The sequence below is a fragment of the Duganella alba genome, assembly GCF_009674495.1.
GTDB classification, from domain to species: domain Bacteria; phylum Pseudomonadota; class Gammaproteobacteria; order Burkholderiales; family Burkholderiaceae_D; genus Rugamonas; species Rugamonas alba.
The window spans coordinates 80173-99716 of sequence record NZ_WKJN01000024.1 but is presented as its reverse complement, the minus strand read 5'-3'; the positions used below and the strand labels follow the sequence as shown (position 1 = coordinate 99716).

At 66.4% G+C, this 19544-nt stretch carries 16 protein-coding genes; 9 read left to right on the top strand and 7 right to left on the bottom strand.

What is annotated here, in order from left to right; genetic code table 11:
* From GJ695_RS21385 to GJ695_RS21375, 3 genes are all read right to left on the bottom strand, one after another.
* On the bottom strand, positions 1 to 423 hold a 423-nt coding region (locus tag GJ695_RS21385), incomplete at its 3' end, for a response regulator (RefSeq protein ID WP_154368309.1).
* Positions 420 to 1991, bottom strand: coding sequence for a methyl-accepting chemotaxis protein (locus tag GJ695_RS21380; protein WP_154368307.1), 1572 nt, complete (start codon positions 1989 to 1991; stop codon positions 420 to 422). The genes GJ695_RS21385 and GJ695_RS21380, both read right to left, overlap by 4 nt.
* Positions 1992 to 2053: 62 nt before the next feature.
* Positions 2054 to 3517 (bottom strand): aminotransferase-like domain-containing protein, encoded by a 1464-nt coding sequence (locus GJ695_RS21375; RefSeq protein WP_166455142.1) that lies wholly within the window; start codon positions 3515 to 3517, stop codon positions 2054 to 2056.
* Between the two features lie 221 nt (positions 3518 to 3738).
* Here GJ695_RS21375 and GJ695_RS21370 point away from each other — a divergent pair, with 221 nt between their 5' ends.
* The 5 genes from GJ695_RS21370 to GJ695_RS21350 all read left to right on the top strand — a co-directional run bounded on the left by GJ695_RS21370 (position 3739) and on the right by GJ695_RS21350 (position 9884).
* Positions 3739 to 5148 carry a sensor histidine kinase gene (locus GJ695_RS21370; protein WP_229261300.1) on the top strand — a complete coding sequence of 470 codons (1410 nt, stop codon included), beginning with the start codon at positions 3739 to 3741 and terminating at the stop codon, positions 5146 to 5148.
* Positions 5135 to 5758, top strand: a complete 624-nt coding sequence (locus GJ695_RS21365) for a response regulator transcription factor (RefSeq protein ID WP_154368301.1) — start codon at positions 5135 to 5137, stop codon at positions 5756 to 5758. Before GJ695_RS21370 ends, GJ695_RS21365 begins: the two co-directional genes overlap by 14 nt.
* A gap of 109 nt (positions 5759 to 5867) precedes the next feature.
* Positions 5868 to 6269 (top strand): response regulator transcription factor, encoded by a 402-nt coding sequence (locus GJ695_RS21360; RefSeq protein ID WP_166455143.1) that lies wholly within the window; start codon positions 5868 to 5870, stop codon positions 6267 to 6269.
* Positions 6270 to 6273: 4 nt separating this feature from the next.
* Entirely contained in the window at positions 6274 to 8202 is a 1929-nt protein-coding gene (locus GJ695_RS21355; RefSeq protein WP_154368299.1) for a putative bifunctional diguanylate cyclase/phosphodiesterase, read from the top strand.
* A gap of 14 nt (positions 8203 to 8216) precedes the next feature.
* A complete protein-coding gene (locus tag GJ695_RS21350; protein ID WP_154368298.1) occupies positions 8217 to 9884 on the top strand; it encodes a methyl-accepting chemotaxis protein in 1668 nt (555 codons plus the stop codon).
* Here GJ695_RS21350 and GJ695_RS21345 read toward each other — a convergent pair.
* Both GJ695_RS21345 and GJ695_RS21340 read right to left on the bottom strand, forming a co-directional pair.
* The gene (locus GJ695_RS21345) at positions 9863 to 10969 is read right to left on the bottom strand and encodes a Gfo/Idh/MocA family protein (RefSeq protein ID WP_154368297.1); all 1107 of its coding nucleotides are present in this window, start codon (positions 10967 to 10969) and stop codon (positions 9863 to 9865) included. The genes GJ695_RS21350 and GJ695_RS21345 overlap by 22 nt on opposite strands.
* 108 nt (positions 10970 to 11077) lie before the next feature.
* Entirely contained in the window at positions 11078 to 11962 is an 885-nt protein-coding gene (locus GJ695_RS21340; protein ID WP_154368296.1) for a LysR family transcriptional regulator, read from the bottom strand.
* 125 nt (positions 11963 to 12087) lie between these two features.
* Between GJ695_RS21340 and GJ695_RS21335 the strand changes: the two genes are divergently transcribed.
* Together GJ695_RS21335 and GJ695_RS21330 are read left to right on the top strand one after the other, a co-directional pair.
* A complete protein-coding gene (locus tag GJ695_RS21335) occupies positions 12088 to 13194 on the top strand; it encodes an alkene reductase (protein WP_154368295.1) in 1107 nt (368 codons plus the stop codon).
* A gap of 32 nt (positions 13195 to 13226) precedes the next feature.
* Positions 13227 to 13874: a FecR family protein gene (locus tag GJ695_RS21330; protein WP_166455144.1), complete on the top strand. Its 648-nt coding sequence runs from the start codon at positions 13227 to 13229 to the stop codon at positions 13872 to 13874.
* On the opposite strand, the gene GJ695_RS21325 is transcribed toward GJ695_RS21330, so the two are convergent.
* Positions 13864 to 14838 carry a zinc-dependent alcohol dehydrogenase family protein gene (locus tag GJ695_RS21325; protein WP_154368294.1) on the bottom strand — a complete coding sequence of 325 codons (975 nt, stop codon included), beginning with the start codon at positions 14836 to 14838 and terminating at the stop codon, positions 13864 to 13866. The two genes, GJ695_RS21330 and GJ695_RS21325, sit on opposite strands and share 11 nt — an antisense overlap.
* Before the next feature lie 121 nt (positions 14839 to 14959).
* Between GJ695_RS21325 and GJ695_RS21320 the strand changes: the two genes are divergently transcribed.
* On the top strand, positions 14960 to 15877 hold the full coding sequence (locus tag GJ695_RS21320; protein WP_154368293.1) for a LysR family transcriptional regulator: 918 nt from the start codon (positions 14960 to 14962) through the stop codon (positions 15875 to 15877).
* Here the strand turns inward: GJ695_RS21320 and fur are convergent.
* Positions 15840 to 16292, bottom strand: a complete 453-nt coding sequence (gene fur, locus GJ695_RS21315; protein WP_154368285.1) for a ferric iron uptake transcriptional regulator — start codon at positions 16290 to 16292, stop codon at positions 15840 to 15842. The genes GJ695_RS21320 and fur overlap by 38 nt on opposite strands.
* Positions 16293 to 16433: 141 nt before the next feature.
* On the opposite strand from fur, the gene GJ695_RS21310 reads away from it, so the two are divergent.
* The gene (locus GJ695_RS21310; protein ID WP_166455145.1) at positions 16434 to 19238 is read left to right on the top strand and encodes a hybrid sensor histidine kinase/response regulator; all 2805 of its coding nucleotides are present in this window, start codon (positions 16434 to 16436) and stop codon (positions 19236 to 19238) included.
* Positions 19239 to 19544: the final 306 nt, after the last annotated feature.

The window sequence follows — 19544 nt, the reverse complement described above, 5'->3', positions numbered from 1 at the left end:
CGCGGCGCGCGCCAGCGCCGGCTCGCAGCTGTGGGCGGCGTCCTGCAGCGCCTCGGCGTGCAGCGGCTTGGACAGGGCGGCCAGCGCCTCCAGGCCGAGCGTGGCGGCCAGGGTCAGGGCGGCGTCGTGCAGGCGCTGGTTGTGGCGGCCGGTGATGATGACGGGCAGGCCGGGTTCCAGCATGGACAGCGCCTGCAGCAGGTCGGCGCCGTCCATGTCCGGCAGGTCGAGTTCCATGATGACCAGGTCCGGCGGCGCCGGCAGCGATTCGATCAGTTCCAGCGCGCCGGCGCCGCAGTCGGACCAGCCGTTGACGATGATGCCGGCCTGGCGGCACAGGGCGATGGTGGCGTCCATTTCGGCGGCGTTGCCGTCGATGACGACGGCGCGCAGGCCGGGGGCGGGAGCGTGGCCGGCGTTCATGCGCGCACCGCCGTTTCAGCGATCTTGAAGCGCGACACGGCGTCTTCGAGCTGGCCGGACTGCTCCTGCAGCGCGTGTGCGGCGGCGGCCACCTGCTCCACCAGCGCGGCGTTCTGCTGGGTGCCGTGGTCCATCTGCACGATCGCCTGGCTGCAGGCGAGGATGCCGGCGTGCTGCTCGGCGCTGGCGTGCTTGATCTGCGCCATGATCTGTTCGACGCTGGCGACGCTTTCCACGATGTCCTGCATGGCTTCCGCTGCCGCACGCACCTGCTGGTCGCCGGCGCCGGCCTGTTCCACCGCGGTCTTGATCAGGGCGCCGATGTCGCGCGCGGCGTCGGCGGAGCGGTGCGCCAGCTGGCGCACTTCGCCCGCCACCACGGCAAAGCCGCGTCCCGCCTCGCCGGCGCGCGCCGCTTCCACGGCGGCGTTCAGCGCCAGGATGTTGGTCTGGAAGGCGATGCCGTCGATCAGGCCGATGATGTCGGCCATCTGGCTGGCGGAGCTGCGGATCGAGTCCATGCGCTCGGTGACGGCGGCCACCGCGTGGCCGCCTTTGCCGGCCACCGACGACGCCCGCTGCGCCAGGCCGTTGGCGCGCGCGGCGTGGTCGGCGTTCTGCTGTACGGTGGTGGTCAGTTCCTCCATGGCGGCGGCGGTCTCCTGCAGGCTGGATGCCTGTTGTTCGGTGCGCGCCGACAGATCCAGGTTGCCGCTGGCGATCTGGGTCGAGGCGGCGGCGATCATCTCGGTATCGGAGCGCACCTGCGCCACCAGCTTGCCGAGGTTGTCGCGCATGTGCTCCATTTCGTACAGCATGCTGCTGCGGTCGCCGTCGCGCAGCGTGATGGCGCGCGTCAGGTCGCCGTCGGCGATGCAGGCGGCGGTGCGCGCCGCCTGGTCAGGTTCGCCGCCAAGGTCGCGCCGCAGGCGGCGGATGATGACGCCGGCCACGCCCATCGACACCAGCATCGCCGCCGCGCCCAGCGCCAGCATCTTGATGCGGGTGGCGGCGTAGGCATGCGCCGCTTGTTCGCGCGCCTCGCGCATCAGCGACACCTCGTTGCCGATCTGCGCCGCCAGCGTTTCGCGGCAGGCTTGCAGCATCGGCTTGACGTGGGCGTTCAAATAGTCGCGCGCTTCGGCGTCGCGGCCGGCCTGCACCAGCGCGATCAGTTTCTGCTGGCCGGCCGTGTAGTCCTGGTAGGCGGTGCGCACCTTGTCCAGCGCGGCGCGGCCATTGGGCGTGACCACGCGCCGATCCAGCTCGGCGAGCCTGGCTTCGGCGTCGCGGCGGTAGCCCTCGATGCTGTCGAGCTGGTGGGCGCGCACGGCGGGGTCGGTGGTCAGCATCAGGTTGCGCAGCGAGACCGCGATGTCGGTCACGCGCAGGCGCAGGTCGGTGGCCAGTTCGATCTTCGGCCAGCGGTCGTCGGCGATGGTGGCGGTGGCGGCGTTCAGCTTGGCCTGTTCCGTCAGGCCCAGCGCGATGACGGCGGCAAGGAACAGGCAGATCAGGCCAAAGCCGGTAATCAGCAGATTGGCGACCTTGATGCGAGCGGTTTTCATGACAGTGTGACCCCGTGAAGTGGCAGACTGTCAGAATAAGCGCGGCCGCGCCAGCGAAACGGCTACAGATTGGCCTCTTTGCAAGGGGTACAGTTGTACTGCACCACCAGCTCGCCGGCCAGCAGGCCGAGGGTGCGCACGGCGCTTTCCACCTCGGCGTTCCACGGGTAGCTGTAGTTCAGGCGGATGCAGTGCTGGAAGGCGTCGCCGGTGGCGAAGATGTTGCCGGCGCCGACGCTGATGCCGCGTTCCTGCGCCCGCGCATACAGCTCCAGCGCGCGCACGCCGTGCGGCAGGTTCACCCACAGCACGTAGCCGCCGACCGGCGTGGAGACGCCGGTGCCGGCCGGGAAGAAGCGCCGCACCGCCGACGCCATGATGCTGGCGTTCTGCGCATAGGCCTTGCGCAGCTTGCGCAGGTGGTAGTCGTAGCCGTCGTTCTTCAGATATTCGGCAATGGCCAGCTGCGGCAGGGCCGGCGTGTTGAGCGTGTTGAGGAACTTCAGCTTTTCCACCTGCGCCTTGTAGCGGCCGGGCAGGGCCCAGCCGATGCGGTTGGCGGGACTGAGCGTCTTGGAGAACGAGTTGCAGTGCAGGACCAGCCCGCGCGTGTCGTAGCTCTTCAGCGAGGTGGGATGGACGTCGCCATAATACAGCTCGTGGTAGACGTCGTTCTCGATCACCGGCACCTCATGCCGCGCCAGCATCTCGACCATGGCGCGCTTGCGCTCATCGCTCATCTGGAAGCCCAGCGGGTTCTGGAAGTTGGGCATGACCATGCAGGCCACCACGCCCTGTTCGACGATGGCGCGCTCCAGCGCCTCGAGGTTGATGCCGGCCACCGGATCGGTCTCGATCTCCACCGCGTGCATGCGCATCCGTTCGATCGCCTGCAGCAGCGCGTAATAGGTCGGCGACTCCACCGCGATGGCGCTGCCGGGCGGCGCCACCGCCTGCAGGCACAGATTGAGCGCCTCGGTGGCGCCGGTGGTGACGATGATTTCGCCGGCGTCCACCGACAGGCCGTTTTCCAGGTGGCGGCGGGCGATCTGGCGGATCAGTTCCGGATTCCCCGGCGGCAGGTCGGCCGTCATGCCCATCTGGCCGGCGCGGCGCGCCAGGCCGTTGGCGTACTGGTTGAGCCGCGCCCACGGGAAGGTGGCGGGGTCGGGATAGGGCGAGCCAAGCGGCACGCTGCCCTGGTTGATCGAGCGCAGGGTGGTCAGCACCAGGGCGCTGCTGTCGAGCGTTGCGCCGCGCGCCATCTCGGCCGGCGCCAGCGGGCCGTCGGCGGTGCCGGCGCTGGCCTGCAGCACCGGCTTGCGGCGCACGAAGTAGCCGGACTGCGGCCGGCTTTCGATCACGCCCTGGCTTTCCAGCAGCAGGAAGGCGCGGATCACGGTCGAGACGCTCAGATTGTGGTGCTGGCTGGTCTGCCGCACGGACGGAATCTTCTCGCCCTCGCGGATCACGCCCTGCGCGATCTGGCTGGCGATATCGGCGGCCAGGGTTTCGTACAATTTCACGGTCTCTCTCCCGCAGATCAATGCCCACAGCGTAGCGCAATTGCCGCGCGGGCGACACTATACCTCCGAATAGGTAGCCGCGCATCCCCATATACAGGTGTATAGGATGCAAGCCGCCCAATCCGCACTATAATTCCATGGTATTGCCAATATAACCAAAAAGGATAGGCATGTTACGGGTTCCCCGCACTCCCTGTATGTCCGCGCTGTTGATTTCCCTGATGCTGTTGATTTTCGCGATCGACACCTTTTCACCGCTGGACATGGCGATCGCCGTCATGTACGTGATCGTGGTGCTGGTTTCGGCCGGCATCTGGGCCCGGCGCGGCGTGCTGCTGGCCACCGCCAGCTGCCTGGTGCTGACCGTGCTGTCCTACGCGCTGACCCACACCGAGGTGTTTTCGGCCGCCGCCTCCGGCCGGCTGCTGGTCGGCCTGCTGGCCATCGTGGTCACCTGCGTGCTGGTGCTGCGCGGTCAGGCCGCCACCGACGAACTGCTGGCGCGCGAGGACGCGCTGCGCCGCAGCGAGGCCTTCCTGGCCGGCACCCAGCGCATCAGCAAGACCGGCAGCTTCAGTTTCAAGTCGCCCGGCGGCGGCATGTACTGGTCGGACGAGGCGGCCCGCATCTATGGCTACCCGCTCGACGTCGAGCCGACCATGGAACGCATCCTGGCCCACACGGCGCCGGAGGACCGGCACACCGTGCAGGCGGCGATCGACCAGTCGCTGCGCTGCGAGGACGAGATCGATCTGCGTCACCGGCTGCTGATGCCGGACGGCGAACTCAAATACGTGCACGTGCTGTCGCGTCCGCGCCACACCAAGGACGGCGAGTGCGAGTACCTGGGCGCGCTGACCGACGTGACGGCGGCGGTGCTGGCCGAACAGGCGCTGCACCGTTCCCAGGTGCAGCTGGCGCACGCCACCCGCGTCACCATGCTGGGCGAGCTGGCCGCCTCGATCGCGCACGAGGTCAATCAGCCGCTGGCCGCCATCTCCACCAACGGCGAGGCCTGCCTGCGCTGGCTGAACCGCCCGCAGCCGGAGCTGGACGAGGCCCGGGCCACCGTCACCAGCATCCTGGAGGCGAGCGCGCGCGCGCGCGACGTCATCAAGCGGATTCGCGCGCTGGCGCGCCGCAGCGACCCGACCTACGCCGAACTGGATCTGAACGCGGTGGTGGAGGAGAGCGTGGACATGGTGCGGCGCGAGCTGAATAACCACCACGTGGCGCTGATGCTGGGCCTGACGCCGGACCTGCCGCCGGCGAACGGCGACCGCGTGCAGCTGCAGCAGGTGCTGATCAATCTGCTGATGAACGCGATCCAGGCCATGGCCGTCTGCCGTCCCGGCCAGGCGGTGCTGACGCTGCAAACCCAGCGCGACGCCGCCGGCGCGCTGCAGGTCAGCGTCAGCGATTCCGGTCCCGGCATCCCGTCCAGCGCCGTGCCGCGCCTGTTCGAGGCCTTCTACAGCACCAAGGAGGACGGCATGGGCATGGGCCTGCCGATCTGCCGCTCCATCATCGAGAACCACGGCGGCCGTATCTGGGTCAAACAGCCCGCCCCGGACAGTCCCGTCGCCGGCGCCACCATTCTTTTCACCTTGCCTGCCCATGAACCAGATTGATTATTCGGACGCCCTGATCTACATCGTCGACGACGAGGCGCCGCTGCGCGACGCCATTTCCAGCCTGCTGCGCTCCATCGGCATGCAGGTTGCCAGCTTCCCCTCGGTGGCGGCGTTCCTGGCCGAGCCGCGGCGCGAACTGACCAGCTGCCTGCTGCTCGACGTGCGCCTGCAGGGCGTCAGCGGGCTGGATTTCCAGGCCGAGCTGAATCGCGACGGCGTGGCGCTGCCCATCATTTTCATGACCGGGCATGGTGACATTCCGATGTCGGTGCGGGCCATGAAGGCCGGCGCTGTTGATTTTCTGGCAAAACCGTTCCGCGACCAGGACCTGCTGGACGCCATCCATCTGGCGCTGGCGGCCGACCAGGAACGGCGCCAGCGCGACCAGGCCAGCAACGGCGTCAAGGCCTGTTATGCGACGCTGACGCCGCGCGAACGCGAGATCATGGCGCTGGCCGCCCGCGGCCTGATGAACAAGCAGATCGCCGGCGAGGTGGGCACCAGCGAGATCACGGTCAAGATCCATCGCGGCAACGCCATGCGCAAGATGCAGGCCAAGACCTTCGCCGACCTGGTGCGCATGGCCGAGACCCTCGGTCTGGCCTGACTCCGGCCCCACCTATACCCTTGTATAATTTTCTCAACCCTCTCTAAACTGTATTGTTCTCCCATGCGCAGGACGGCCGCGAGCCGCCGTCCGAACAAGGGAGCAACAAGTGTCAGATCCGGATCCACAATTTTGTAATATTGCCATCGTCGACGACGACGAGGACGTGCGTGTCGGCTTGAGGAGCCTGCTGCGCTCCTACGGCTACGCCGCCAACGCCTACGATTCCGCGCTGGCGCTGCTCGCCTCCGGCGCGCTGGGCGACTACCACTGCATCATCACCGACCTGCAAATGCCCGGCATGAGCGGCATCGAACTGCTGGAGCAGCTGCGCCGCGACGGCAACGCGCTGCCGCTGATCCTGATGACCGCCTTCCCGGAAGCCGCCTTGCGCAAGCGCGCACTGCACGGTGGCGCTTCCTGCTTTTTGAGCAAACCCTTTGAAGCGAACGAACTACTGCGCTGCCTGAACCAGGCCAGCGGCAGCTTCCCGACCCACGCCGAGGAGTAACCCCATGAAAAACATCATCAGCAGTTCGCGCCGTCTCATTTACATCCTGCTGCTGCTGGTGATCGTCGCCAGTGTCACGCTGTCGGTTTTCATGGAGCGCACCGCGCACAATATCCGCCGCAACGAAACGCCGCTGCTGAACAGCACCATCCCGCAGATGCGCTACCTGGGCGACTTCGAGAGCGCCTTGCTGCGCTACCAGCTGGCGATGGACAAGCGCTTCACGGACTCGATCACGCCGGACCGCTTCGAGTTTTTGGAGAGCATGGGCCGCAGTGAGCTGGACGCCACGCTGGCGCAGCTGCGCCCGAGCCTGGGCGACGGCCCGGAGCTCGATGCGCTGCGCGACGGCTACCAGCGCATCGTCAAGCTGACGCCTGAATTCGAACGCAACGTCGGCGCCAACCCGGCCGCCGCCCGCGCGGTGCTGATCCAGATGAACGACGACGTCAAGCAGCTGCGCCTGCGCATCGACGGCCTGCAGCAGAACGTCGAGGATGCGATCTACGACAACGGCACCATGGCCAACCGCGCCATCGGCTGGATCACGGGCCTGGTGCACGTGTTCGACGTGCTGGCGCTGGTGACCTGCCTGTTCATGCTGTACCACGTCCGGGCCCGCGTGCGGGTGGAGAATGAATTGAGCCACCAGGCGCGGCACGATCCGCTCACCGGCCTGGCGCACCGCCGCAGCTTCGAGGCGCGCCTGGCGTCGCTGCCGGCGGTGCCGCACGTGGTGGTGCTGGGGACCATCGATCGCTTCTCGCGCATCATCGGCGGCTTCGGCCACGCCTTCGGCGATCGCGTCATGATCGGCCTGGCCGAGCGCATCCGCAGCGCGGCGGAACGCAGCGGCGGCGAGGTGTTCCGCCTGGACGGCGCCAACTTCGCCATCCTGTTCCGCATGGAGTGCAGCGACCTGGCGCTGGCCGAGGCGCTGTCCACCCTGCGCGACGAGGTGCGCAATCCCTACGATTGCGAAGGCCACGAAATCTACACCACCCTGAGCCTGGGCGCGGTCAGCTATCCCCAGCACGGCGCCAATCCGGACGTCCTGCTGCGCAATGCCGACGCCGCGCTGCAAGCGGCGCGCAAGGCCGGCGGCGACCGGCTGGAGGTCTATTCGCAGCAGCTCAACGCCGAAGCCGGCGAGCGCCTCGACCTGGAGTCGCTGCTGCGCCATGCGGTCGAACGCGAGGAACTGGAACTGCATTACCAGCCGCAGCAGGCCTTGAGCGACGGCGGCCTGATCGGCTTCGAGGCGCTGGTGCGCTGGCGCCGCCAGGGCAAGCTGATTTCGCCGGCCGACTTCATTCCGCTGGCCGAGGAATCGGGCCTGATCGTCTCCATCGGCAACTGGGTGCTGGAGGAAACCTGCCGCCAGATCAGCGTGTGGCAGGCCGAAACCGGCCAGCGCGTGGTGGTGGCGGTGAATATCTCGCCGCGTCAGTTTGCGGCGCCGGGCTTCCTGGCGCACCTGGAAGACCTGCTGGCCACCACCCACATCGATCCGTCGTGCCTGGAGCTGGAAATTACCGAGAGCGTGATGGTGGAGGATGCGGAAAGCGCCATCGCCTTGCTGCACCGCCTGCGCGCGCTGGGTCTGAAGCTGGCCATCGACGATTTCGGCACCGGCTACTCGAGCCTGGCCTATCTGTCGCGCTTCCCGATCCACAAACTGAAAATCGACCAGTCCTTCGTCCGCAATATGCATTCGGTGAAGGAGCAGAGCGCCATCGTGCAGGCCACCATCAGCCTTGGCCACAGCCTGGGCCTGACCGTGATCGCCGAAGGCGTCGAATCCGAAACCCAGCGCGCCTTGTTGAGCAACTGGCGCTGCGACGAGATCCAGGGTTACTACTACAGCCGTCCTTTGCCGGCGGCATCCGCACTGAACTTCCTCGAAGGTAGCCTGCAGCTGCAGGCGGCATAATTAAGGAGATTGCCATGAACTGGTTCCGCAACCTGAAAATCGCCAAGAAGCTGAATGTGGTCGTCGCCGCCGTGCTGGCGATGATGATGGGCCTGGGCGTGTTCTCCGTGTTCCAGCTGTATGAGCTGGACCGGGTGACCAATGAAATCGACCACCGTTGGGCGCCGGGCGTGCGCAATGCGCTCGACATCAAGTACGGTCTGACGCGCTTCCGCACCTTTGAGCTGTTCCACGTGGTGTCGACCGAGCCGGACATCCTGCGCAAGTACGAGCAGGACATGGAAAGCCAGATGCAGCAGGTGCAGAATTCGCTGACCGCCTATGCGGCGCAGCCGCGCAGCGGCGCCGAGTTGGACATCACGGCCCAGTTGCAGGCGTCGCTGAACGCCTATCGCGGCGCGGTGCGCCAGGTGGTGGCCCTGTCGCGCCATGGCGACGACGTCGGCGCGCTGGCGGTGGTGCGGGGCGAATCGCGCAAGTATGACTTCGAGGCGATGGCGCTGATCGACAAGCTGGTCGCCATCAACGAGGCCGGCAGCGCGCAGGCGGCGCAATCGGCGGACCAGACCTACCTGCATGCACGCCACCTGATCTTCGCCTTCATGGCCGGCGCGCTGGTACTGGGCCTGCTGCTGGCCGGCCGCGTGGCGCGCATGATCTCGGTGCCGCTGGGCCGCGCCGTGGACGTGGCGCGCCGCGTGGCGGAAGGCGACCTGCGGGTGGATGCGGAAACCGGCGGCAAGGACGAAACGGCCGAACTGCTGCGCGCCATGAACCAGATGAGCGCCAACCTGCAACGCATGGTGACCCAGGTACGGGGCGGCACCGACACCATCGCCACCGCCTCGGCGCAGATTTCGGCCGGCACCGGCGACCTGTCGCAGCGCACCGAAGGCCAGGCGGCCACGCTGGAGGAAACCGCCGCCACGGTGGAAGAGCTGACCACCACCGTCGCCAACAACGCCGACAAGGCGGAGCAGGCCCACAAGCTGATGGACCAGACCGCGCTGGTGGCGCGCGAAGCCGAAGTGGCGGTATCGGCGGTGACGGCGACCATGGAACGCATCAGCACCTCGTCGCGCCGCATCGGCGACATCGTCGGGCTGATGGACGGCATCGCCTTCCAGACCAATCTGCTGGCGCTGAACGCGGCGGTGGAGGCGGCGCGCGCCGGCGAGCATGGACGCGGTTTTGCCGTGGTGGCGGGCGAGGTGCGGGCGCTGGCCCAGCGCAGCGCGCAGTCGGCCAAGGAGATCAAGGATCTGATCGTGCAGTCGCTGGCCGAAGTGAACGGCGGCGGCCAGGCGGTGAAGGACGCCAGCGCCACCATCGACGACGTGGTGCGCGGCGTGCTGCGCGGCGCGACGCTGATGGGCGACATCAGCAACGGCACCCGCGAGCAAAGCCTGGGACTGCAACTGGTGAACCGCACGCTGGCCTCGATGGACAGCGTGACGCAGCAGAACGCCACGCTGGTGGAGGAATCGCTGGCCGCCATCGTTTCGCTGCAGGAGCAGGCGGAGCGCCTGGCGCGCAGCGTCAGCCTGTTCAAGATGGCCGGCAGCGCCAGGGAGGAGCTGACCGTGATCGATATGCCGGCGCCGCAGCGTCCGCGCAACCGTCCGGCGCCGGACTACAGCGCCGGCATGGCGTCCTCGGGTTATATGGCGGGACTGGTCTGAACCCGGCGGCCCCCGGCGTTCGATAGCTCGATGCTGTCGATCAGCCGGTGCATCGCCAGCGCGTCGGCAAAGGTTGGCGCCAGGTGCGTGCCGTCGCGCAGGTCGCTGGCGTAGGCGGCGTACAGGTTGGCCAGTTCCAGCTGGCTGCCGCCCAGCTGATTCGGCGGCAGCCAGTTGTACCGGTCCGGCACCGGCAGCACCTTGAGCGGCTGGCTGTCGCCCTGGGCGCCTTCGATGAGATTGAAGGCCTGGCCGAAGCTGGTGCTGTTGGAGATTTTCAGGTCGCCGCTGGAACCGGTCAAATCCAGCTGCCAGCCGTAGTTGTTACGCTTGCCCGCTTCCAGGTGCGCCGTCAGCACGGCGCCGTTAGCGAAAATGCCGTTCACCACCACCTGGTCGGCCAGCGTGTGCGGCAGCTTTTCGCCGGTTTCGATCAGCGTCACTTCCTTGAACTGGTTGACGGCCAGCGCGCTGATGCTGGCCGGGTGGCCCAGCATGCTGAACACGGCGTCGAAGAAATGGCCGCCGTAGATGTGCAGCAGGCCGGAATAGTTCTCCTGCGGGACGGTGAAATACAGCGCCTGCATGCGCGCGGACTGGAAGTATTCGACGCTGACGTGCAAGCGCGCCGAACGCAGTTCGCCGATGTAGCCGTCGCGCACCAGGTCGCGCACATAGCGGTAGTCGGCGCCGAGACGGCGCTGCAAGCCGGCCAGGTGGCGCACGCCGGCCTGGTCGGCCAGCGCGATCAGTTCCTGCGTCAGCGCGGTTTTCGGCGTCAGCGGCCATTCGCTGTAGACGTCCTTGCCGGCGGCGATGGCGGCGCGGATGGCTTCTTCATGGCTGGGCGCGGGATTCAGCACCAGCACCAGGTCCACCTCGGGATGCGTGACCAGCGCCTGCAAGGAGCTCAGTGCATGCGGAATGCCGTGGCGCGCGGCGACGGCGTCGGCCTTTTCCTGGCTGCGGCTGTGGATCGCGGTCATCGCATACTGCGGCAGCAGCTTGAGGGCGGGGATGTGGCCATATTCGGCCCAATTGCCGGCGCCGACGATGCCGACACGGATTTTCTGATTGGCGTTCATGGTTCCTCTTTACGTCAAAAGTGAGAGGAATACAGTGTGCAGCCCGCGCTTTGCGGAATAAAGAGGATGTAGTTCCGAACTTATCGGAGCTGGATGTCCTGAATTAACCTAAATGCGCATGTTGGCCACCACGTAGTCGATGAAGGCGCGCAGCTTGGGCGAGGCGTGGCGGCTGGCCGGCCACAGCATGGAGAAGGTCACCGTCTGGTCCATATAGTCTTCCAGGATGATTTGCAGGCGGCCGGTCTTCAGCTCATCCTCGACGATGAAGGTGGGCAGGAAGGCGATGCCTTCGCCCTCCAGCAGCGCATAGGTGATGGCCTCGATGGTGGTGCAGGTCATGCGCTCCTTCAGCACCGGATCGGCGACGCCTTCTGCCAGCCTGAACGGCCAGCGTTCGATGCGGCCGGTGGCCGGGAATTTATGCAGCAGGCAGGCATGTTGCGCCAGCTCGGACGGATGCGACGGCGTGCCGTGCTGCTTGAGGTAGCTGGCCGCCACCACCACGACCTGCTTGCACGAGCCGATGCGGCGCGACGCCAGCCGCGAATCGCTCTGGGCGCCGGTGCGGATGACGGCGTCAAAGCCTTCCTCGATGATGTCGACCATGCGGTCTGACAGGTCGATGTCCAGCGCGATGTCGGGATAGCGGCGCATGAAACCGGTCAGCGTCGGCATCAGCAGCCCGGTCAGCTGGGGCGCGCTGACACGCAGGCGTCCGCTGGGTGTGCCCGACAGTTCGGACAGTTCCGCTTCGGCTGCTTCCACCTCGCTGAGGATGCGGCGGCAGCGCTCCAGGAACAGTTGGCCCTCGGCGGTCAGCGTGATGCTGCGGGTGCTGCGATGGAACAGGCGCACGTTCAGCCGTTCCTCCATGCGGGCGATGCTTTTGCCGACGGCGGATGATGAAACGCCGAAATGGGCGGCGGCCCTGGTAAAGCTGCGCATCTCGGCCGCGGTGACGAACATCGAAATTCCGCTCAGGCTGTCCATCCGGTTCCCCTCCATGCTGATGTGATTGCGGAAGTATCTGTCCGATATCTTGCGAATGCAAGCCTATTTATCTTCAATCGGCCGATCCGTATATTCCCTCCATCGCAATCCCATTGGAGCCAATCATGAACAAGCTGATGTCCGCAGTTACCTTAGGTCGTTACACTTTCAATCACCGCGTGGTGCTGGCGCCGCTGACCCGCATGCGCGCCGAAGCCGGCGCCCGCCCTGGCGCGCTGATGGCGGAATATTATGCCCAGCGCACCTCGCCGGGCGGTTTGCTGATCGGCGAGGCGACCATCGCCGCTGAAAACGGCAATGGCTACCTTGGCGCGCCTGGCCTGTATGACGACAGCCAGATCGCCGGCTGGAAGCAGGTCACCGACGCCGTGCACGCCAAGGGCGGCAAGATCTTCCTGCAGCTGTACCACGCCGGCCGCCAGTCCAACAAGGACGTGCAGCCCGCCGGCAGCGTTCCGGTCGGTCCGTCGGAAGTGCCGCACGGCGGCGTGGCCTACACCAGCGAAGGCTGGGTGGCCAACACGCCCAACCGCGCGCTGACCATTCCTGAAATCGAGGGGCTGGTGGAGAGCTTCCGGCAGGCGGCGGCACGCGGCAAGGAGGCCGGCTTCGACGGCGTCGAACTGCACGCGGCCAATGGTTATCTGTTCGACCAGTTCCTGCAGGATGGCAGCAACAAGCGCACCGATATCTACGGCGGCTCCTTCGAGAACCGCGCGCGCTTCCTGCTGGACGCCACCCGTGCCGTCATTTCGGTCTGGGGCAGCGACAAGGTGGCGGTGCGTATCGGGCCAAGCGGCAACTGGGGCGATATGTCGGACCGTGATCCGGAAGGCCTGTTCAACTATGTGGCGCAGCAGCTGGCGGCCCTGAAGCTGGCCTACCTGCACCTGATCGAGCCGCGCATCGCCGGCAATATCGAGGATGAGAGCAAGAACCAGGCGCCGGTGGCCGCGCAACTGATCCGCAAGCATTACGCCGGCACCATCATCGCCGCTGGCGGCTTTGATGGCGCGTCCGCCGAAGCGATCCTGCAAGCGGGCGATGCCGACCTGGTGGCATTCGGCCGCCACTTCATCGCCAATCCGGACCTGCCGGAGCGCCTGCGCAACGGCTGGCCGCTGAACGACTACGACCGTCCGAGCTTCTTCGGCGGCACGGAAGTGGGCTACACCGATTATCCGTTCCATGAGCCGGCATCCATGGTATAAAACCGCCTGTTCATATTTTGTACGGGTGTCGCATGCGAATACTGGTGGCGTTGCTGCTGTGGGTCGCTGCTACCTGCGCCATGGCGGCGCAGGTGGCGGGCGTGGTGGTGCAGGTGAGCGGCGCGATGAGCGCGCGTTCGCCGTCTGGCGCAGTGAAAGCCTTGCAGGCGAAGTCGGAGGTGGAGAGCGGCGATACGCTGGTCACCGCGGCCGGCGCCTATGCGCTGGTGCGCTTCATCGATAACAGCGAGTTGACGCTGAAGCCGGAAACCACGGTGGTGGTCAACCAGTTTTCGTTCGACAGCGCCAAGCCGGAAAGCGACCGCGCCGCCTTCACGCTGGTGAAGGGTGGGCTGCGTTCGGTGACCGGCTTGCTGGGCAAGCGCAGCAAGGAGAAGTTCGCGCTGAAGACGCCCAGCGCCACCATCGGCATCCGTGGCACCACCTTCTTCCTGGAATACCTGACCGCGCCTTCGTCCGGCCTGGAGCCGGGCCTGCACGTGCATGTCAGCGCGGGCGGTATCTCCATCGTCAACCGCGCCGGCGAGTTCCGTTACGATCCGGGCCAGTTCGGCTTCATCAAGGACGACAAGTCCAGGCCTGTGAAGATGTTCGCCAATCCGGGCATGCTGTTCGCGCCGCCGGCGTCGTTCGGCGAGGCGGACACGCTTATTCCATAAGCTCGACCACCACCTTGCCGCTGGCCGTGCGCTCCGTCAGTGCGCGGTGGGCGGCGCTGACGCTGTCGGCGGACAGCATGTAGCGGGTCGCGTCCAGCAGCACTTTCAGTTTGCCGGCCGCCACCAGCGCGCTGGCTTCGCGCATGATGTCGCCGTGGTGGGCGCGGCCTTCGCCGCTCAGCAGCGGCAGCAGCGTGAACACGCCGGAGTAGGTGGCGGCGCGGAACGACAGCGGCGCCAGCGCATGCGTGCCCCAGCCGAGGCAGCTCACCACGTGGCCGTGATAGCGGCGCGCGGCGCGGAACGACGCGTCCAGCACCGCGCCGCCGACCGTGTCGTAGACGATGTCGAAGCCTTCGCCGGCATATTCTTCCACCGGCACGTTGCGGTCGATGAAGGTCGCGCCCATGCCTTCGATGGCGGCGCGCTGGTCGGCGCTGCCGGTGGCCGACACCTGCGCGCCCAGCGCCACCGCCAGCTGCACCGCCATGTGGCCGACGCCACCGGCGCCGCCTTGCACCAGCACCGTCTTGCCGGCGCCGACGTGCGCGCGGTCGACCAGCCCTTCCCAGGCGGTGATGAAGATCAGCGGCAGCGCGGCGGCTTCGCGCATCGACAGCTTGGCCGGCATGTGCGCCAGCAGGCGTGCATCGACCGCCACGTATTCCGACAGCGAACCGGCCACGCCGCCAACGCCGCCGGTCATGCCGTAGACCCGGTCGCCGGGCGCGAAGCCCGCAACATCCGCGCCCACGCTGTCCACCACGCCGGCTATGTCGATGCCCAGCACCGCAGGCAGCGCGGCCTGCGCATGGCCGGCCTGGCCGGCGGCGATCTTGGTGTCGAGCGGATTGACGCCGCTGGCGTGCACACGCACCAGCACCTGGCCGGGACCGGCGGCGGGTCGTGCGATATCCTGTTGGGTAAGCGGTGCGCCAAAGGCGACGAGTACGATGGCTTGCATGGTGATGACTCCCGAAGTAGGTTGATGGAGCCATTCTGCGGCAGCGGCGCCCGAAGAAAAACCGGGCAAGCGGGGACGCAGTATCCCGAAATCGTGAATAATCGGGCTAAAGGAGAGTGCGATGGACAGGTTGGATGCCCTGAAAGTGTTTTGCGCCGTGGTCGATACGGGAGGCTTCAGCCGCGCGGCGGCCCGGCTGGGGATTTCCACGTCCTCGGTCACGCATCAAATCGGCGTGCTGGAAGCGCACTTCGGCGTCAAGCTGCTGAACCGCACCACGCGCAGCATGTCGCTGACCGACGATGGCCGCCGCTGCATCGAACAGGCGCGCCGTCTGCTGGCCGACATGGACGAGCTGGAGGCGGGCATGAGCGATTCGCTGCACGAGCCGCGCGGCAGCCTGCGCGTCGACATGCCCGGCATCCTGTTGCGGCTTTACGTGGCGCCGGCGCTGCCGAGTTTTCTGGCGGCCTATCCGGAACTGAGCGTGCGGCTGACGGCCAGCGACCGCCTGATCGACATGGTCGACGAAGGCGTGGACGTGATGCTGCGCATCGGCGAACTGTCGGATTCCTCGCTGATCGGCCGCCGCATCTTCCAGAACCGCTATATCTGCTGCGCCGCGCCGGATTTCATCGCCCGTCATGGCCGGCCGCAGCATCCGGATGACCTGGACCGGCTGCCGTGCCTGAACTTCGTGTACCCCAAGGCGCGCCAGTTGCGGCCATGGGCCTTCCAGCAGGACGGCCAGCCGTTCACTGCCACGCCGCGCGGCGCGGTGGCGATGGATCACGTGGAATCGCTGATTGAAATGGCGGTGCAGGGCGGCGGCATCGTCCAGCACCTGTCGGTGTCGCTGGCGGCGCCGCTGCGCAGCGGCGCCTTGCTGCCGTTGCTGGAGCCGTGGCAGGCGGCGGGGCCGGATGTGTCGGTGCTGTATCCGCAGCGGCACCAGCGCGCCGCCCGGATCAAGGTCTTCGTCGACTTTATCGAAGACCTGTTCAAGCGCGCCGCAGCTTCTTCCCAGCCATCGGCTTGATGTTGGCGGCGCAGTCGCCGCAAAAGCCGTACAGCGACAGCGAATGCTCGTGCAGCACGAAGTTGCGCTCTGCCGCCACGGCTTCCTGGCGCTGTTCGATTTCGGCGTCGAGGAATTCCTCCATGCGGCCGCAGTTGGTGCAGATCAGGTGGTCGTGATGGCTGCCTTCATTCAGCTCGAACACCGACGCCACCGACTCGAAATGGCGGCGGATCAGGATGCCGGCGTCGGCAAACTGCATCAGCACGCGGTACACCGTGGCCAGGCCCATGTCGATATTTTCGTCGTGCAGCAGGCGGTAGACGTCGTCCGCGCTCAGGTGCTTGCTCTTCGATTCCTGGAACAGCTGCAGGATGCGTAGTCGGGGCAGGGTGGCTTTCAGGCCGAGTTTGCGCAGCTCTTGAGGGATATCCATGTGTCTCTATATGATAATGATTCCTATTCTCACCATGTTATCTGAAATTTATGCCCGAAGCAATGCACGTTTGCTGTGGTGTGCGGAATTTGTGTAGAGGACAAAGCTATAATCCATCAACCCTATCATCCTTCATTGCCCGTGAACTATCCATTCCTGCAAGGCGGCGGCCAACTCGCACACATCATCGCTGCCTACGACTGGAGTAAGACCGCGCTGGGGCCGATATCCGGCTGGCCGCAATCGCTGCAAACCACGGTGGCGCTGGTGCTGCGGTCGCCGGTGCCGATCGTCACGCTGTGGGACGAGCCGGGGGTGATGATCTATAACGACGCCTATTCGGTCTTTGCCGGCGGCCGCCATCCGACGCTGCTCGGCTCCAATGTGCGCGAGGGCTGGCCGGAGGTGGCGGACTTCAACGACAACGTGTTGAAAGTCGGCCTGGCCGGCGGCACGCTGGCCTATGTGGATCAGGAACTGACGCTGCACCGCACCGGCAAGCCGGAACAGGTGTGGATGAACCTCGACTACTCGCCGATCCTGAATGAAGAAGGCACGCCGGTGGGCGTGATGGCGATCGTCATCGAGACCTCGGGCAAGGTCAAGGCGGAACTGGCGCTGCGCGACGAAAGCGACCGGCTGCGCGCCAGCGAAAACACTTTCCGCACGCTGGCGCAGGCCATGCCCAGCCAGGTGTGGACCTCCGGCGCCGACGGCATCGTTGACTGGTTCAACGAGCAGGTCTACCGCTACACCGGCACGCCGGCCGGAGAGCTGGACCGCGACCGCTGGCGCGAGCTGGTGCACGAAGGCGACCGCGAGGCGTCCTCGCCGCTGTGGTTCGCCGCCGTCGCCGCCGGACAGACCTATGAAACCGAATTCCGCATCCGCCGCGCCGACGGCGCCTGGCGCTGGCACCTGGTGCGCGCCTTGCCCATCTTCGACGAGCATGGCGTGGTGCAGCGCTGGGTCGGCACCAACACCGACATCCAGGACCAGAAGTCCACCACCGCCATGTTGCAGCAGCAGGTCAATGCGCGCACGGCGGAGCGCGACCGCATGTGGCAGTACTCCACCGATGTGATGCTGGTGGCGGAACTGGAAGGCTGGATCACCGCCATCAATCCGGCCTTTACACGGCTGCTGGGCTGGGAAACTTCCGAGGTGGTGGGCACCTCGCTGTACACGCTGATTCATCCGGACGACCTGGAAGCGTCGCAACTGGAGATGGCGGCGCTGGCCGGCGGCGCCACCACCTTCAAGTTCGAGAACCGCACGCGGCGCAAGGGCGGCGGCTACGCCATCCTGTCGTGGACGGCGGCGCCGGATTCGCGCTACGTCCACGCGGTGGGCCGCGACATCACCGCCGAACGGGCGGCGGCGGAGGAGATGCGGCGCACGGCGGCGGCCTTGCAGCAGTCGCAGAAGATGGAAGCGATCGGCAAGCTGACCGGCGGCGTGGCGCATGACTTCAACAACCTGCTGCAGGTCATCTCCGGCAATCTGCAGCTGCTGGCCGGCGATATCAGCGGCAATGCGCGCGCCGAGCGGCGTCTGGACAACGCGCTGGCCGGCGTCACGCGCGGCGCCAAGCTGGCCAGCTACCTGCTGGCGTTCGGCCGCCGCCAGGCGCTCGATCCGCGCGTGGTCAAGATCGGCCGCTTCATCACCGGCATGGAAGACATGCTGCGCCGCAGTCTGGGCGAAGAGATCGAGGTGGAGACGGTCATTTCCGGCGGCTTGTGGAATACCCTGGTCGATACCGCGCAGGTGGAAAACGCGGTCCTCAACCTGTGCATCAACGCCCGCGATGCGATGAACGGCGCCGGCCAGCTGACCATCGAAGTGGGCAACGCCTACCTGGACGACGCTTACGCCAGCGCCCATCCCGAGCTGCAGGCCGGCCAGTACGTGATGATCGCCGTCAGCGACACCGGCAGCGGCATGACGCCGGAAGTGATGGCGCAGGCCTTCGATCCGTTCTTCTCGACCAAGCCGGAAGGCAAGGGCAGCGGCCTGGGGCTGTCGATGGTGTATGGCTTTGCGCGCCAGTCCGGCGGCCACGTCAAGATCTACAGCGAGCCGGGTAACGGCACCTGCGTCAAGCTGTACCTGCCGCGTTCCACCGACGTCGAGGATGCGCTGCCGCAGCCGGAAGCGCGCGCCGTGGTCGGCGGCAAGGAGACCATCCTGGTGGCGGAAGACGACGAGGGCGTACGCGCCACCGTGGTCGAGCTGCTCAGCGAACTCGGTTACCAGGTGCTGAAGGCGAACGACGCCGCCAGTGCCCTCAGCATCATCGACAGCGGCATGCAGATCGACCTGCTGTTTACCGACGTGGTGATGCCGGGGCCTCTGCGCAGCCCGGATCTGGCGCGCAAGGCGCGCGAACGGCAGCCCGGCATGGCGGTGCTGTTCACCTCCGGCTACACCGAAAACGCAATCGTCCACGGCGGACGGCTGGATGCGGGTGTCGACCTGCTGGGCAAACCGTACACGCGCGAGGCGCTGGCGCGCAAGGTGCGCCACGTGCTGGGCAACCGCCAGCAGCACGTGCAGACGGCCAGCGACGCGCAAGCCATGCAGGCCGGGCCGGCAGCGGCGCAGCCGGGTTCCGCGCGCATCCTGCTGGTGGAGGACGAGCCGGAACTGTGCGAAACCACCGCCGAGTTGCTGGAACTGCTGGGCCACACGGTGTTCCCCGCCGGCGACGCCGCCACCGCGCTGGCGCTGCTGCAACAGCATGCCGTCGACATCATGCTGACGGATATTTCGCTGCCCGACATGTCCGGCGAAGTGCTGGCGGCGCAGGCGCGCGCCGCGCAGCCGGCGCTGCGCATCATCTACGCCAGCGGCCAGCATCCGAGCGCGCCGCTGGAGCGTGCCCAATTCCTGTTAAAGCCCTACAGCCTGGACAAGCTGATCAGCGCGTTAGCGCAGACCTAAGATGGCGTAAACGGCAATAAAAACATTACCTTCCAGATATTGAAGTTATCAATCACCTATCCTAAAATGTGATCTTTGGAGAGAATCTTTCGGTATATTGCTTTAAGGTATCGACAGTTGCTTTAATGCAGTATAAAGTTCATGGGTCCGAATAAGTTCTTTCGTATGGCACCCCAGCCTTGTGCCCTCGTGCATCAGTAGCGGCCTCCTTGAGCCGGCCTGACGCCGAACACCTTCCCACTCAGTGAAAAACGACGCTGCCCGCATGCGGTGCGCGTTCGTGCGTTCGCGCGCTGACGGTGGGGC

What these genes read in the sequence shown, in the direction of transcription:
- GJ695_RS21380 (WP_154368307.1), bottom strand. Translation starts at nt 1,991, where the DNA reads ATGAAAACCGCTCGCATCAAGGTCGCCAATCTGCTGATTACCGGCTTT.
- GJ695_RS21370 (WP_229261300.1), top strand. Translation starts at nt 3,739, where the DNA reads ATGCTGTTGATTTTCGCGATCGACACCTTTTCACCGCTGGACATGGCG.
- GJ695_RS21365 (WP_154368301.1), top strand. Translation starts at nt 5,135, where the DNA reads ATGAACCAGATTGATTATTCGGACGCCCTGATCTACATCGTCGACGAC.
- GJ695_RS21355 (WP_154368299.1), top strand. Translation starts at nt 6,274, where the DNA reads ATGAAAAACATCATCAGCAGTTCGCGCCGTCTCATTTACATCCTGCTG.
- GJ695_RS21350 (WP_154368298.1), top strand. Translation starts at nt 8,217, where the DNA reads ATGAACTGGTTCCGCAACCTGAAAATCGCCAAGAAGCTGAATGTGGTC.
- GJ695_RS21345 (WP_154368297.1), bottom strand. Translation starts at nt 10,969, where the DNA reads ATGAACGCCAATCAGAAAATCCGTGTCGGCATCGTCGGCGCCGGCAAT.
- GJ695_RS21340 (WP_154368296.1), bottom strand. Translation starts at nt 11,962, where the DNA reads ATGGACAGCCTGAGCGGAATTTCGATGTTCGTCACCGCGGCCGAGATG.
- GJ695_RS21335 (WP_154368295.1), top strand. Translation starts at nt 12,088, where the DNA reads ATGAACAAGCTGATGTCCGCAGTTACCTTAGGTCGTTACACTTTCAAT.
- GJ695_RS21330 (WP_166455144.1), top strand. Translation starts at nt 13,227, where the DNA reads ATGCGAATACTGGTGGCGTTGCTGCTGTGGGTCGCTGCTACCTGCGCC.
- GJ695_RS21325 (WP_154368294.1), bottom strand. Translation starts at nt 14,838, where the DNA reads ATGCAAGCCATCGTACTCGTCGCCTTTGGCGCACCGCTTACCCAACAG.
- GJ695_RS21320 (WP_154368293.1), top strand. Translation starts at nt 14,960, where the DNA reads ATGGACAGGTTGGATGCCCTGAAAGTGTTTTGCGCCGTGGTCGATACG.
- fur (WP_154368285.1), bottom strand. Translation starts at nt 16,292, where the DNA reads ATGGATATCCCTCAAGAGCTGCGCAAACTCGGCCTGAAAGCCACCCTG.